Raw genomic sequence first — 14059 nt, forward strand, 5'->3', positions numbered from 1 at the left:
GTCGTCGGTGCCGCGGCGGTACGTGTACCTGGGGATGTGGGTGCCGAACGGGTTGGTCGTGGGCTGTGAGTCGCTGTTCGTGCCGTACGCGCCGTCGGATGCGGGGCTGCTGTTCGCGTTCGCGGCGTTCGGCATGCTGGTCGGGGACACGGTGACCGGCCGGTTCGTCCCGGCGGGCTGGCGTCGCCGGCTGGGGCCGCCGCTGCGGCTGCTGCTCGCCGCGCCGTACCTGGTGTTCGCGCTGTACCCGCCGCTGCCGGTGGCCCTGGCCGCGACAGTGCTGGCGTCGGTCGGCTACTCGGCGACACTGCTCCTACAGGAGCGGTTGATGGCGCTGACCCCGGACGAGCTGAGCGGGCACGCACTCGGCCTGCACAGCTCCGGAATGCTCACGATGCAGGGCGTCGGCGCGGCCATCGCCGGCGCGGTCGCGCAACAGAGCTCCCCAGCCGTCGCGATGACGGTGATGGCCGCGGCGTCGGTCGCGGTCACGCTGACACTGGCACCCGGCCTACGGACACCGCTGCCGGCGCCGTCTGTCGAGAAGACCCTCAGTCACGGGTGAGAGGTGCCCTCGAACGCGAGACTGTCAGTGATCCGCCGTCGCCACCCTGTGCGCTCCCCCGGCTGCCACGAGCGCGTTCGCCAGCCTCAACGCCCTGGCACCTGTGTATGAGAGTGCGTTCCGGAGGTGGGGCTGCCGCGAACTGTTGGCTGGTGATGGAGAGCCTAGATCAGCTGCGGATTGTCAGGTCGTCGTCAGGCGACGAAGTGGGTCTGGCTCAGTGCGAGGAGTTTCTGCTGGGTGGTGGGGTCGTGGGACACCGGGGGAGCGCTTGATTCCGTGTCACGGCTGAAGTAGCGGCCGGTGACGCCGGCCATGGCGGGGTCGGTCGCGAGGCGTGTTGCGGGTTTCGCTCCTTCGGCGGGGGTGAGCAGGCTGCGGCGGATGAGTGTGCGTATGGGGCGTAGCAGCGGGGGCACGAGGTCGTCGATGCGCTCCGACCGACTCCACCCTCATCGAAGCCGTCATCGCCGCCTTAGGCACCTGGTCCACCGACCAGTGAGCTTCCCGGAAAGGACTCAACACCATCCTCTCGGCAGAAGCTGAGGGTTCGGCCGGTGGCCTCCTGCCACCGGCCTTCGACCCCGATCTTTACAAGCTCCGTAACGTGGTCGAGCGGTGTTTCAACCGGCTCGAGCAGATTCTCGACCTGGCCACCCGGTTCGCGAAACGGGCCGCCTACCACCGAGCCGAGATCATCTGGCCTGCATCGCCCTCCACCTCACGTGAAAATCCGCAGGACAAGGCGTAAGTATGGTGGTCTCAGTGCGCGGCGCGGCGCGCCCTGAGATCGCACCAGCCGGGCGAGCACGGCCATCCGGTTCGTTCTTGGTCCGAGGCGTCAGACCGCCCTTGCCATTCGGCCGCCGTCCACGACGATGGTCTGGCCGGTCAGGAAACTCGCGCGGTCGCTCGCGACGAAAACAACGACCTCGGCGATCTCCTCCGGCGTGCCGAGACGGCCGAGCGGGTTGCTTTCGGCCATTGTCTGGAACGCCTCGGCGCCCATGAACTCGGTGACGTTCTCGCTCGACACCGTGCCCGGCGCGACAGAGTTGACCCGGACGTTGTCAGGACCCCACTCGGTGGCCCATGACCTGGTGTAGGACTCGATCGCGGCCTTCTGCGCGCCATAGGTGGACATGTAGGGCATGTGGCGCGCTCCGGCGATGCTGCTGATGTTGATGACAGCACCGCCGCCGCGGGCGGCCATCCCTCGGGCGAAGCCTGCCGTCAGGGCGAAGGCTGCCCGGATGTTGACATCCCAGGACTCAGCGTTCGCGTCGAGGTTCTGGTCCAGGCTCGGCCTGACGCTGTCCCGGTAGCTCGCCGCGTTGTTGACAAGGACGTCGACGTCACCAGCCTCCTTGATGAGCCTGTCGACGTCAGCGGAGTCGCTGAGGTTGGCGAGGATGAAGCGGGCCTCACCACCCGCCGCGATGATGTCGGCGACGACGCCGTCCCCGCGCTCCTGGTGCCGTCCCGTGATCAGAACCATGGCCCCGTCGCGCGCGAACGCGTGCGCAATTGCGGAGCCGATTCCTCCCCGTGATCCTGCTCCGGTGATCAGGACATTCTTCCTTGTCGAACTCATGGCTGTCTTCTGGCCTTTCTAGTACAGCTCTAGTACAGCGAACGTTGTTTCAGGCGAGCAGGTAACTGCGTCGTTGTAGCAATTGAAATGGCACGTCGAGGTGCCCGTTTTCACTTCTGATGGTCTCGGCGAGATCGTTGTTGGCGAGACGCGTTCATTCTCCGTTTTCCCCTGGATGAGCTGTGCAGTCCCGAAGGTACGCACGCGCCGACATAGGCGCAAAGAGTTGCTTGCTATGATTCACATACAAGATTCCTATGCGGCGAGGTGGCTCCGGATGAACTTGCGGCAGTACGAGTACGCGCTGACTGTGGCCGAGGAGGGCAGCGTCACAGCGGCGGCTGAGCGGCTGGGGATGGCGCAGCCGTCGCTGTCCCAGCAGATCGGTACCTTGGAGAAGCAGGTCGGGGTGCGCCTGTTCACGCGAACCCCGCAGGGAATGCTGCCGACGGCGGCGGGCCGGGCCTTCCTGGCGGAGGCTGAGGTCGCCACCACCGCGTCCCGGCGCGCGCTCACCGCCGCCCGCTCCGCCGACGCCGACTTGACGGGCGAGCTAATCATCGCTGTCTACCTGGGACTCGGGACTCGCCGGCTGCCGCGTGCACTCGGCGAGCTGCGCCGCCGTCATCCCCACCTGGAGGTGACGATCCACGAGGAGCCCGACCCCACGGACATGGAACGGCTCTCGCGCCAGGGCACGCTCGACATGGTCCTGGTGCACGAGATCCCGTCCGGATGCACCTTCGACATCCACACGCTGGGCAGGGAGTCCTACGTCGCCGTGCTACCGGAGGGCCACCCGCTTCTTCGCCGGGACAAGCCGCTCCTCCTCGAAGATCTCGCTCACGAGGGATGGGTGCGCTTCCGCCGCACCAGCAAGCTCGACGAGTATCTGGCGCGCCTGCTCGCCGACTGCGGCCTCGCCCCGCGCACTGTCGGCCGGGCCACCCAGATCTCCACCGCGGTGCGGCTCGCCGCGGAAGGCCTCGGCGTCACCATCGCGCCGTTCTCCGCGATCCCCGATGGCTTCGAACGCTTGACCCGCCCCCTCAGCCCCGCCCTCTCGGAGCCGGTGATCGCGGGCGTTCGTCGCTCACCGGGTCGGGCCGAAATGGCCTTGCTGGACCAGCTGAGCCAGCAGGACTGGTCGAGCACCGGCGTCAGCGCGGCCAAGCGTTGAGCGCTGCCGCACGGCCTCGTTGGGGTCGAGGAGCGTCTGCAAACAAACCGAATGAGCGCAGGCACACTGACGCTCGTCCTCGCTCTTCGGACCCGACGGTAGCGACACCACGTGGTCGGGCCAACGTACTGTCATCGGCAGAAGATTATGTTCGTGGCTGCTGCCGATGAGCCGGGGGTGAGCGTGCGGTTTGCCGGTACGGAGTCGTGGTCGTTGAGCATCGACCAGTGGGATGAGCTGTTGGAGTGTGTCCTGTGGTTTCGGGCCGCGGAGCGGATCGAGGTGCCCGTAGGTGGGTCGGTGACCGGTCCTCCGGACGTCGCCCCGGTGCCCAGGCCGTCTCTTGCCTCGGGTGAGGGGTTGGTCGAGGGGTGGCTGTGGTGGTGGCGGAGCGCGCTCGCCACGTCGGCGGGGCCGCCGGATCTGGCTGAGTTGACCAGGTTGGGCCCTCCGGACTTCGATGGCCTTGCCGGTTATCCGGCGCTGCGGGATGTGGCCAGCGCACGGTGGACCGAGGCTCAGGCCTGGCAGTCTGCTCGCAAGAGGGCGGGGATCGATGTGTTCCTGGCGGCACGTGGCCGCGGGCCCGGGCGGGAAGGGGCGGCCGTAGCGGCGGTGGAGGCCGAGATCGGTCACAAGGCCGCGCCGTTCTCGGCGCGGATCATCGTGTTGCCGGTCCACGACCGGCAGATCCGCTCGGTTGGGCAGTCCACGTTCCTGGTTCCTGAGCGCGTGCACGTCAGCAGCGCTTACGACGACTGGCTGCGCGGCCTCGTCCGCGCACTGGCCTGAACTCAGACCGAGACAAGGTCGGCTTCGCGGCATGAGAGCGTCCATGTTCCGTGGCCGGCCGGTCATCGATGCTTGTCCGGTCGGCTCGTGCCGCGCAGGCGGGCCGCGGCTCGTTCGTGCCGGTCGATCGCCGAGTGCAGGAACCGCACGATGGCGTCGAGTTCCGCATCGCTGAAGTCCGCGAGTTCCGCATGTGCCTCGGCCAGCCGGTCCCGCAGTAGGTCGGTGACGATCCGGGCGGCCTGCTCGGTCGGTATGACCAGCACCCGCCTGCCGTGCGTCGGGTCCGGTGCCCTGCGCACGTAGCCGGCCGTGACCAGCCGGTCCACTAGTGCTGTCACCGAGCCGGGTGTCAGCCCGAGCATCCGCGCCAGCTGGCCGGCGGGCAGCGGGCCGTGCCGGAACACCAGGTCCAGGCAGCGCAGGTCGGTTCGGTGCACGCTGAGGCGGTCGGCCAGCGCTTGGTCGTCGGCGTCGATGGCGGCCTGGAGGTCGGCCATGGCCGCGCCGAGTGCGGTTGTCAGCGCCTCGCGATCGGGCATGTCTCCAGTGTAATGTTTGATCATCAAACATTATGGAGGTGTCATGCGTCGAGAGATCACCGTCGCCGTGACCGCGCTCGTGCTCACTGCGGTCCCCGCGCCCGCGACCGCCACACCGGGCATCGGCTGGGCACCCTGTCCGCAACCGGTGGCCGCGAAGTACCACGCGGAATGCGCCACACTCGCCGCCGGCGGAGTGACGCTCGCGCTGATGCGGATACCTTCCACGGGAGCCTCTCAGGGACCCGTGCTCGCCGACTCGCAGGAGATCGACGGCTACGGTGGCAGCCAGATCGACTTCTTCCTACGGCACGGCGACAACTACCTGGCCCGGCTGCCCCAGACCCACCGCACCCACGACATCGTCCTGGTCGACCCCCGTGGGCTCGGCAGGAGTACATCCGTGCGCTGCCCGATGCCCGCGCACGACCCCGCGCTCCCCGAACTGCCTGCTACTCCGGGGGACACCGCCCGGATCACCGTGCACGGCGCTTCGGTGTACCTCCGCTGCGCCGCCGCCACCGGTCCGCTGATCGCCCACACCGGTCTCGCCGAGCAGGCCGACGACCTCGAAACCGTCCGCGCAGCCCTCGGCGCGCCCCGGCTGGACTTCCTCGGCCAGGCGACCGGCGCCGAACTGGGGGTGGTGTACGCCGCTCGCCACCCGGCGCACACCGGCCGGATCGCGCTGGACACCGCCGTCGACCCGTTCCTGCCGGCCCCACGGCGAGTGCTCGACGTGGCGCACGCCGAGGAGACCGCGTTCACCCGGTTCGCCGCCTGGTGCTCCGGTGCGCCCGGCCGGTGTCCACTGGCCGGCGAGGACGTCCCGGCTGTGCTCGACGAGGTCGTCACGCGCGGCGTGCCCGGCCTGACCGGCGACGAGGTACGCATCGCCGTCGGCCAGTTCCTGCTCGGCTACCCGGTCGCATGGCCCGGCGTCGCCCACGCGCTCGCCGCAGCGCGCGAAGGCGACGCCGGCGAGCTCGTGCCGTACGTCGCCCTGACCTACACCGAACCCGACTACACGGCCGGCCACGCCCAGACATGCGCCGACCACCCGAGCAACCCCGCCCAGCTGGCCGCCCTCGCCCGGCAGGTCCGCGCACTGGCTCCGCACACCGGTGGCATCTCACTGCACTGGGACGCCTTGATGTCCTGCACAGGCTGGCCGGACGGACCGAGCCTGGCCGAACGGCTACCCGGCCGTCTCACCCCGGCCTCCCCCATACTCGTCACCGCAACGGACGACGATCCCATCAACCCGTCGGCATGGGCAGCCGACCTCAACGCACGGATCGCCGGGTCTTCCCTGCTGATCGCACCCGTTGCCGGACACGGCGCGCTGGACAACGCACCATGCGCGGCAGACGCAATCGACACCTACCTGGCGACCGGCGCACTACCGGCCGAAGCGGAATGCCGCGACTACAGAGGTTGAAGCGTCAGGGTTGATCGTGATCTCATCAGCTTGTCCCCGACAGACACCGCACGACCCGCGCTGTCGGTGGCCCCCATGAGAAGTCGGCCCCGCCGAAGAAGACTCGCCGCCGCAGACTAAATGGTCAACGCGAAGCGGCCGATGGCGAGACAGTACGGTTGGGAGGTTCTGGGTCCTTCGACGATCCCGCGTGCCGTGTCGGTCGTTGTGTGAGTTAGCTGTTATTTCGTGGTCTTGTTGAGGGTGCCGCTGACGTGGAGCACGTCGGCCATGCGCAGGTAGTCGTCCTTGATGGGTGGAAGATCGTTGGCGGCCAACAGGTCTCGGACGCTGATTTCGTTCAGTGTCCAGCCGCGGTCGGTCAGGTAGGGAGCCGCTTCATTGCGCTCGCCGAAATAACGCAGCCTTGTCATGTCGGTGTCGAAACCCTGCGCACGCCAGCGTTCGGAGATGCGGTCCAGGCGTTCCTTCGTCTTGTCCTCGTCGCCCGGTTGCGGGTTGGGTCTGCTTTCGGTGGCCACTCGGCTTCCCGGCGCGCTGAGTTCGGTGATGGTGTCCAGCAGGCGGTCCTGTGCTTCGGGCGGCAGGTAGCTCAGCAGGCCTTCGGCGCTCCACGCGGTCGGCTGGCCCGGGTCGAAGCCGACGGTGCGCAGTGCGGTGGGCCAGTCGTCGCGCAGATCGACCGCGGCCACTCTCCGGTCGGCGGTGGGCGTGGCGCCCAACTCGGCCAGGGTGCGGGTCTTGAATTCGATGACCTGCGGCTGGTCGACCTCATACACCACGGTCCCGGTTGGCCAGGGCAGTCGATAAGCGCGGGAATCCAGCCCCGAGGCCAGGATCACGACCTGCGTGATGCCCGCGCTCGTCGCGTCGAGGAAGAACTCGTCGTAGAACTTGGTACGTACCGTGGCCCCGTCGATCGCCACCTGCCCGACCACATCGTCGGGGGACACTTCGCCGGTCGCGAGCCGGGTGAGGAGGTCGACGCCGACCGCCCGGACGAGCGGTGCGGCGAACGGGTCGTCGATGAGCGAACGATCCGCGCGGGTCGCTATCGCCCGGGCCGCCGCGGCCATGGTGGCCGTCGCGCCGACGCTGGACGCCAGATCCCAGGTGTCTCCGTCGTGCCTGGTGGAAGCCATCAGCAGACCGTAGCGGACACCACCATCCGCTTAACTAAAGTGAGAGTGGTGACCGCTCGTTTGCCTCGCAACCCGCGTTCCGACGCCCGGGACAACCGCGGCCGCATCCTCGACGCGGCCCGCGCGGTGTTCGTGACCGATGGGCTGGGCGTGCCGATCCGGGAGATCGCCCGACGCGCCGAGGTCGGGCCCGCGACCATCTACCGCCATTTCCCGACCAAGCAGATGCTGGCCGCCGAGGCGTTCACCGACCAGATGCGCGCATGGCGATCCATCCTGGACGGCGGGCTCGCCGATCCCGATCCCTGGCACGGCTTCCGCCTCGTGGTCGAGCAGCTCTGTGAGCTGCAAGCACACGACCACGGCTTCACCACGGCCTTCAAGTCCACCTTCCCACGCGCGATGGACTTCGCCGCGATCCGCACGTCCTCGCTGACCTCCGCAGCCGAACTGATCCGCCGCGCCAAGGACACCGGCCACCTGCGCCCCGACGTCGTCCTGGATGACCTCATCCTCATGATCACGGCCAACGGCGGCATCCACGCGAGTGCACCGGCAGCACGAAGCGCGGCTTCCCGGCGCTTTGCCGCACTCATGATCCAAGCGTGCCAAGCCTCACCAGCGCCCACGCCGCCGCCAGCAGTGCCGCGACTGACGTCTGCGGTGTCGGCACCTCGACACGAACCAACAGGCGAGATCGCATGGTGACCGAGGGTCGAACGCCCGTCGACATGAGCGCGTGTTGCCCGCGACCGCCGATGCGTTCGGTGGTGGAGGCACCTGGCCGATTCGAGGGGCGGGCCAGAGCGGCATCGATCAGCGGAACAGATGCGTCCGTTCGGGAGTTGAGCGTGGCATGAGTCAACTCGTGGACCGTACGGTCACTGCCCTCCGCCGTGAGCACGACATGCTCGCCGGTCTCGTTCGCAGCCTTGACGACGACCAGTTGGCCGTTGGCAGCGGGGCTGCGGAGTGGACTGTCGCCCAGGTCCTTTCCCACCTGGGCAGCGGTGCGGAGATCGGTCGCGCGCCGATCGCTCGGGCCGTCGGCGAGACCGTGGCGGGTGAGGACAACCAGACGATCTGGGCTCGTTGGGACGCATCCGCGCCGCGCGCGCAGGCCGAGGGCTTCCTGGAGTACAACGGCCGTTGGCTCGAAACGGTCGAGGCGCTCACGCCCGAGCAGCGCTCGTCGTTGACCGTCGACCTCGGGTTCCTGCCGGAGCCGGTCCCGTTGCTGACCGCCCTGGCCATGCGGCTCAACGAGGTGGCCAACCACTCGTGGGACGTGCGGGTGGCCTTCGACCCACACGCCGGAGTGGACGCCGACTCGGCCGCGGTGCTCGTCGACCTCCTGGCCGGCCCCTTGGGCTTCATGTTGAACTTCCTCGCCAAGCCGGCCGAGCTCACGGACCCGGTGTCCGTCGCGATCCCTGGCGGCGGTCTGGTGATCGACGACGCGGTCACCGTGGTGGACCACCTCGAGTCACCTTCCGCGACGTTCAACGGGCCGGCGGAAGGGTTCGTCCGGCTGACCAGCGGGCGTCTGAAGGCCCCGTTCGACAAGGGCGTCACCATCGACGGCAGCGTCACGCTCGACGACCTGCGCCGCGTGTTCCCCGGCTTCTGACGAAAATCAGTTGAGCCAGCGATAGGTCGTCGCAGCGAGCGCTCTATGCGGCATGTGCGGGACCTGGAGATGCCGCTGGCGGACCTGTCGAGCTGGTTCGGCCCCTACCCACGCTTTCGGCCGCCACCGGGGTGACCGCTTCGCCTTTCTGATCCTTTGCCGGGCGCGGTGTCACTCCTTGGGCACGAGGCGCAGTGAGATCGAGTTGATGCAGTAGCGCTGGTCTGTGGGGGTGTCGTAGCCCTCGCCCTCGAAGACGTGGCCCAGGTGGGAGTGGCAGTTGGCGCACAGGACCTCGACGCGGGTCGCGCCAAGGGACCGGTCCTCGCGGAGGATGACGGCGTCGCCGGCCAGGGGGCTGAAGAAGCTGGGCCACCCACAGTGTGACTCGAACTTGGTGTCGCTGCGGAAGAGCTCCGCGCCGCACGCACGGCACTCGTAGACGCCCTCGGTCTTGGTGTCGGTGTACTCGCCGGTCCACGGGCGCTCGGTGCCGGCCTGCCGCAGCACCGCGTACTCCTCCGGCGTCAGCTGCTGACGCCACTCCTGCTCGGACTTCACCACACGCGGGGACCGGTCGGTTTCCATGACGTCCACGGTACGCGTTCTGGGCACGCGCAGAAAAGTTGCGCCTATCACGCGCAACTTGGGCACACCGTCGCGGCTCCGGCATTGGAAAGGATCACCGGCAAGAACCGAACACCGGCGTGCCCCGGCCACCTCGGCCGGGGCTCGTTCCGTGTCAGGGGGTGAACAACGTGGTCAGGACGAACACCAGCGCGTCCCACGCGGTGACGGTCACGCCGAGCAGGATCAGGACGGCCAGGATCCCGGCCATCAGCTTGCGGTGCCCGCCCAGCCGGTTGGCGGAGTCGGCGAAGTCGCTCACGTCCGACAGGTAACCCTCGACGGTGTAGCTGGGCCGCACGCGGTGCTGGCGCTCCAGGTGGGCGCGGAACGCCCTCGTCTCGGGGTCGTCGGGATCGAGGCCGATCAGCTCGTCTTCGATCCGCTCCGACGGGTCGTCGGGGTAGGACGACGTGGTCGCCATGGCACCACCGTAACTCCTCTACGGGGCCTTGTCGCCGAGGCGGCGTTCCTCGCCCGGTTCGGTCGCGTCCGCGCGGAGGTGCACGAACGACGTGAAGCCCCACTCCGTGAGCCGGCCGAGCTGGGCGCCGAACTTCCCCGACCGCCGCACGGGTGACACCGACCGTCCGTCGGCACGCAGCGTCCTCGCCACCTCGAGCACGGTGGTCAGCGGCGTGTCGGACTCGTACAGCACCGCGACGGCCTCGCGTTCCGGCGCGACGGCCAGCAGGTCCACGATCCGCTCGAACCCGATCGAGAACCCGCACGCCGCGACGTCCGTGCCCAGGAACCGGCCGATCAGCTTGTCGTAGCGCCCGCCGCCCGCGACCGAGCCGCCGGACGCCGGGTGCGTGATCTCGAAGATCTGGCCCGTGTAGTACCCCATGCCGCGGACCAGCGTCGGGTCGAACTCCCAGCTGACGCCGTCGGGCAGGCCCTCGGCCGTGATCGACAGGTCCGACAGCACCTCGTCGCCCAGGTTGGGCAGCGCGCCGGCCAACTGGTCGGCCAGCTTGGCGGCGTCGAGGCCCTGCACGCTGGTGATGGTCTCGGCGAGCCGGTCGATGACCTGCGCCGCCAGCCCGACGCGGTCCGCCAGCTCCTTGCGCACGCCGTCCCAGCCGATCTTGTCCAGCTTGTCCAGCGCGATGAACAGGCCGTCCCAGGACTCGGTCGGCGCTCCCGAGTGCTCCGCCACCGCGGACAGGAACCGGCGGTCCGACACCCGCACGGTCGTGCCCTCGATCCCGGCGGCGGCCAACGCGGCGGACGTCGCCTCGATCAGCTCCACCTCGGCCAGCACGCTGGGCTCGCCGAGGATGTCGATGTCGCACTGGTTGAACTGCCGGTACCGGCCCCGTGCCGGCCGTTCGGCCCGCCACACCGGTCCGAACTGGAACGACCGGAACGGCTGGGGGAGCGACGCGCGGTTGGCGCCGTAGAACCGGGACAGCGGCACGGTCAGGTCGAAGCGCAACCCGAGGTCGACGAGGTCGGACAGCGGCGTGTCCGCGGCGACCGTCGGCTCGAGGCCGCGGCGCAGGACCTCGTAGATCAGCTTCTGGTTCTCGCCGCCGTCGCGGCCGCGCAGGCGCTCGATGTTCTCCAGCGCCGGGGTCTCGATGCGCTGGTAGCCGTACCGGCGGTAGACCTCCGTGATCCGCGCCAGGACATGGTCACGCACGGCGACGGTCGAGGGCAGCAGGTCACGGGTCCCCCTCGCGGGGGTCAGGTCCATCTTCACCCCCATTACGCTACTTGGCCTGGTCCAGCGCATTAGGCTGGCCCGGGTGGCCGAGTCGACTCGGGAGCGGTGCGGAGGAGCCCTCCGCCGGACTGACCGAGGAGTGCGCTCGGGAGCGAGGGACGAGCGTCGAGCGTGCGATGAGGGAAGGAGGCGGCCGGGCGGATGAGCGCAGCGACCAGTTCGACTCGGGAGCGGAGCGAAGGAGCCCTCCGCCGGACTGACCGAGGAGTGCGCTCGGGAGCGAGGGACGAGCGTCGAGCGTGCGATGAGGGAAGGAGGCGGCCGGGCGGATGAGCGCAGCGACCAGTTCGACAGAGTTCGAGGTGGAGGGGCACGCGGTCCGGGTGTCGAACCCGGACAAGCCGTACTTCCCGGAGCTGGGCATCACCAAGTCCGACGTCGTCCGGTACTTCCTGTCGGTCGGCGACGGCATCCTCGGCGCGCTCCGCGACCGCCCGACGACGCTCGAACGCTGGCCGGGCGGGGTGTTCGAGGGCGCCAGGCTGTCCACCCGGGCGGACAACCGGGGCGACGCGTTCTACCAGAAGCGGGCTCCGAAGGGCGCGCCCGACTTCGTCGAGACCGCGCGCATCACGTTCCCCAGCGGCCGGCCCGCCGACGAGGTCTGCCCGACCTCGCTCGCGGTGGTCGTGTGGGCGGTCAACCTCGGCACGCTGACGTTCCACCCGTGGCCGGTCCGCCGTACGGAGGTCGACCACCCCGACCAGCTGCGCATCGACCTCGACCCGCAGCCGGGCACGGACTTCCACGACGCCGCGCGCGTCGCGTACGTGCTGCGTGACCTGCTCGCCGAGCTGGGCATGGACGGCTTCCCGAAGACCTCCGGGGGCCGCGGCCTGCACGTGTACGTGCCGATCGAGCCGCGCTGGACGTTCGTCGAGGCCAGGCGGGCGGTGATCGCGCTCGGCCGTGAGCTGGCCCGCCGCCGACCCGACGAGGTGACGATGAGCTGGTGGAAGGAGGAGCGCGGCGAGCGGATCTTCATCGACTTCAACCAGATGGCCCGCGACCGCACCATCGCCTGCGCCTACTCGGTCCGCCCGACGCCCCGCGCGCAGGTCTCGGCGCCGCTGACCTGGGACGAGCTGGCGGACGTCACCCCGGCCGACTTCACCGTGCGGACCATGCCGGACCGGTTCGCCGAGGTGGGCGACCTGCACGCGGCGGTCGCGACCAAGGCGTACTCGCTGGCACCCCTGCTGGAGCTGGTCGACCGCGACGAGGCCAACGGCGAGGGCGACCTGCCGTACCCGCCCGAGTACCCGAAGATGGCCGGTGAGCCCAAGCGCGTCCAGCCCTCCCGCGCCCGCCACGACTGAACGCGGTGCCGAGTCGAAGGGGCGCCCTCGGACGTCCTGCAGGGCGTCAGCCGACCTTCTGCCAGGGTTGGCAGCCCGCCGTCTCGACCAGTTCGTTCGCCCTGATCGTGAGGGTGCCGGGGCCGGTGATCACGCCGTTGGCGATGAGGCCGCCGGCGTTGTCGGTCCTGGTCCAGTAGCAGCCGCCCGCGTTGGTGCCGCTCGGTCCCGTGGTCTGGTAGATGCCCGGCGCGACCTCGGGCCCGACCCGGTGCAGGCCGTCGAGCAGGGCCGTCTCCAGGACGGCGGGTGGGGGTGGCACGGTGACCGTGACGTGGACGGTCGTGGTCCGGAACTCCGTGGCGGTGACCGTCACCCGTGCGGGTGACGGCGTGGTGGCCACCTCTTCCGAGCTGGCCGCCGTGCCGACGACCGCCGCGACGACCGTGACGGCCACCCCGGACAAGGTCAGCACCACCCATGGCCACAGTGGCCACCTGGGCTGTGACGTCGGCACGTGCCGCTCCCTTCGGCGAGCTGAACTGGCGTCGCCATGATTGTCGAAACCGTTACGGCCTCGCGACATCCAATGCGGTGAACATGTGCTGCTACTCATGTTTCCAGCTGCGTGCGACCGTCGTGGTTGATTTGAACCCGCTGGCAAGGAAACATCGAGAGGACGGGCACGGAAAGGAGGTCGTGGTGACGCAGCAGTACGTCGTGCGCTATGTGGGTGGTCCACTCGATGGGCGTGTCGACACCCTGCCCGACCTGCCGGAGCAGCCGAAGGACACCGTGACCCACGTGCACCTGCACGAGGGCCCGAAGATCGTGCACCACTACGACCTCTGCTACGCGGTCGAGTACGGCTGCGAGTACCGCGTCCGGGAAAAGGACTAGCGGGCCACCGCCAGCTCGGCCAGCACCGGCCGGTGGTCGGAGGCGAGCGTCTCCGGGACCGTCGCCGTGCGCGCCCGGATCCCGCGCGAGAAGGTCACGTAGTCGATCCGCTGCGCCGGTACGTCGGCGGGATAGGTGAGTCCGGTCGGCGCCGCGGTCAGCCGGTCCCACAGCGGGGCCAGCTCCGGCGCGTCCGGTTGCGCGTTGAAGTCGCCGAGCAGCAGCGTCGGGCCCCGCGACATGATCCGCAGCATGTCCGCGACCTGCGCCGCGCGTACCGCCGAGTCCGGGCGGTAGTCCAGGTGCGTGGCATACACGTGTACCGCCACGCCCCTCGCCACGACGACGGCCTCCGCGAAGCCGGGAGCGGGCGCCGGCACAGGGTTAGGGTCCTGTGTGGACAGCCGGGTGATCTCGTGGTTCTCCGTGCGCCGTAGGGGAAACCGGCTCAGGATCGCCACTCCGTACTGCCGGCGCGGCTGGCCGGGCGTGAGCGGGTCGAGGTCGTAGATCGGCGCGAAGAAGACCCGCATCCGCAGCAGGCGGGCCAGTGCGTGGGCCTGGTCGCGGAACTCGCTCCGCGCGGCCCAGTGCACGTCGACCTCCTGCAGGGCCA

The 14059-nt window shown here is 69.4% G+C and carries 16 protein-coding genes and 1 pseudogene; 8 read left to right on the forward strand and 9 right to left on the reverse strand.

Annotated features, from left to right (window positions below):
• A pseudogene (locus tag ACJ73U_RS30200) lies at positions 1-565 on the forward strand (MFS transporter); the annotation flags it as partial.
• Positions 566-759: 194 nt separating this feature from the next.
• On the opposite strand, the gene ACJ73U_RS30205 reads toward ACJ73U_RS30200, so the two are convergent.
• Positions 760-984, reverse strand: coding sequence for a hypothetical protein (locus tag ACJ73U_RS30205; protein WP_407781125.1), 225 nt, complete (start codon positions 982-984; stop codon positions 760-762).
• 422 nt (positions 985-1406) lie between these two features.
• Positions 1407-2159, reverse strand: coding sequence for an SDR family NAD(P)-dependent oxidoreductase (locus ACJ73U_RS30210; protein WP_407781126.1), 753 nt, complete (start codon positions 2157-2159; stop codon positions 1407-1409).
• A gap of 277 nt (positions 2160-2436) precedes the next feature.
• Here ACJ73U_RS30210 and ACJ73U_RS30215 point away from each other — a divergent pair, with 277 nt between their 5' ends.
• Positions 2437-3339 (forward strand): LysR family transcriptional regulator, encoded by a 903-nt coding sequence (locus tag ACJ73U_RS30215; protein ID WP_407781127.1) that lies wholly within the window; start codon positions 2437-2439, stop codon positions 3337-3339.
• Between the two features lie 111 nt (positions 3340-3450).
• Positions 3451-4131 (forward strand): hypothetical protein, encoded by a 681-nt coding sequence (locus tag ACJ73U_RS30220; protein ID WP_407781128.1) that lies wholly within the window; start codon positions 3451-3453, stop codon positions 4129-4131.
• Positions 4132-4193: 62 nt separating this feature from the next.
• Here ACJ73U_RS30220 and ACJ73U_RS30225 read toward each other — a convergent pair whose 3' ends face one another.
• Complete coding sequence (locus ACJ73U_RS30225; RefSeq protein WP_407781129.1) at positions 4194-4673, reverse strand: MarR family winged helix-turn-helix transcriptional regulator; 480 nt, start codon at positions 4671-4673, stop codon at positions 4194-4196.
• A gap of 43 nt (positions 4674-4716) precedes the next feature.
• Between ACJ73U_RS30225 and ACJ73U_RS30230 the strand changes: the two genes are divergently transcribed.
• Positions 4717-6114 (forward strand): alpha/beta hydrolase, encoded by a 1398-nt coding sequence (locus ACJ73U_RS30230; RefSeq protein ID WP_407781130.1) that lies wholly within the window; start codon positions 4717-4719, stop codon positions 6112-6114.
• 221 nt (positions 6115-6335) lie between these two features.
• Here ACJ73U_RS30230 and ACJ73U_RS30235 read toward each other — a convergent pair whose 3' ends face one another.
• A complete protein-coding gene (locus tag ACJ73U_RS30235) occupies positions 6336-7256 on the reverse strand; it encodes an SAM-dependent methyltransferase (protein WP_407781131.1) in 921 nt (306 codons plus the stop codon).
• 48 nt (positions 7257-7304) lie between these two features.
• Between ACJ73U_RS30235 and ACJ73U_RS30240 the strand changes: the two genes are divergently transcribed.
• Both ACJ73U_RS30240 and ACJ73U_RS30245 read left to right on the forward strand, forming a co-directional pair.
• The gene (locus tag ACJ73U_RS30240) at positions 7305-7964 is read left to right on the forward strand and encodes a TetR/AcrR family transcriptional regulator (RefSeq protein ID WP_407781132.1); all 660 of its coding nucleotides are present in this window, start codon (positions 7305-7307) and stop codon (positions 7962-7964) included.
• 148 nt (positions 7965-8112) lie between these two features.
• Complete coding sequence (locus ACJ73U_RS30245) at positions 8113-8886, forward strand: maleylpyruvate isomerase family mycothiol-dependent enzyme (protein ID WP_407781133.1); 774 nt, start codon at positions 8113-8115, stop codon at positions 8884-8886.
• 171 nt (positions 8887-9057) lie between these two features.
• On the opposite strand, the gene msrB is transcribed toward ACJ73U_RS30245, so the two are convergent.
• The 3 genes from msrB to hisS form a co-directional block, all read right to left on the reverse strand.
• Positions 9058-9474: a peptide-methionine (R)-S-oxide reductase MsrB gene (gene msrB, locus ACJ73U_RS30250; RefSeq protein ID WP_407781134.1), complete on the reverse strand. Its 417-nt coding sequence runs from the start codon at positions 9472-9474 to the stop codon at positions 9058-9060.
• A gap of 154 nt (positions 9475-9628) precedes the next feature.
• Positions 9629-9937: a hypothetical protein gene (locus ACJ73U_RS30255; RefSeq protein WP_407781135.1), complete on the reverse strand. Its 309-nt coding sequence runs from the start codon at positions 9935-9937 to the stop codon at positions 9629-9631.
• A gap of 18 nt (positions 9938-9955) precedes the next feature.
• The gene (gene hisS, locus ACJ73U_RS30260) at positions 9956-11215 is read right to left on the reverse strand and encodes a histidine--tRNA ligase (RefSeq protein ID WP_407781140.1); all 1260 of its coding nucleotides are present in this window, start codon (positions 11213-11215) and stop codon (positions 9956-9958) included.
• Positions 11216-11514: 299 nt separating this feature from the next.
• Between hisS and ligD the strand changes: the two genes are divergently transcribed.
• Positions 11515-12564 carry a non-homologous end-joining DNA ligase gene (gene ligD, locus ACJ73U_RS30265; protein ID WP_407781136.1) on the forward strand — a complete coding sequence of 350 codons (1050 nt, stop codon included), beginning with the start codon at positions 11515-11517 and terminating at the stop codon, positions 12562-12564.
• 46 nt (positions 12565-12610) lie between these two features.
• Here ligD and ACJ73U_RS30270 read toward each other — a convergent pair whose 3' ends face one another.
• On the reverse strand, positions 12611-13021 hold the full coding sequence (locus tag ACJ73U_RS30270; protein WP_407781137.1) for a hypothetical protein: 411 nt from the start codon (positions 13019-13021) through the stop codon (positions 12611-12613).
• Between the two features lie 224 nt (positions 13022-13245).
• On the opposite strand from ACJ73U_RS30270, the gene ACJ73U_RS30275 reads away from it, so the two are divergent.
• Positions 13246-13443, forward strand: coding sequence for a hypothetical protein (locus tag ACJ73U_RS30275; protein WP_407781138.1), 198 nt, complete (start codon positions 13246-13248; stop codon positions 13441-13443).
• Here the strand turns inward: ACJ73U_RS30275 and ACJ73U_RS30280 are convergent.
• Positions 13440-14059, reverse strand: a 620-nt coding sequence (locus tag ACJ73U_RS30280; RefSeq protein WP_407781139.1) for an endonuclease/exonuclease/phosphatase family protein, incomplete at its 5' end; no start/stop codon positions are given. The genes ACJ73U_RS30275 and ACJ73U_RS30280 overlap by 4 nt on opposite strands.

Origin of the sequence: Actinophytocola sp. (assembly GCF_045807065.1) — a bacterium.
GTDB lineage: Bacteria > Actinomycetota > Actinomycetes > Mycobacteriales > Pseudonocardiaceae > Actinophytocola.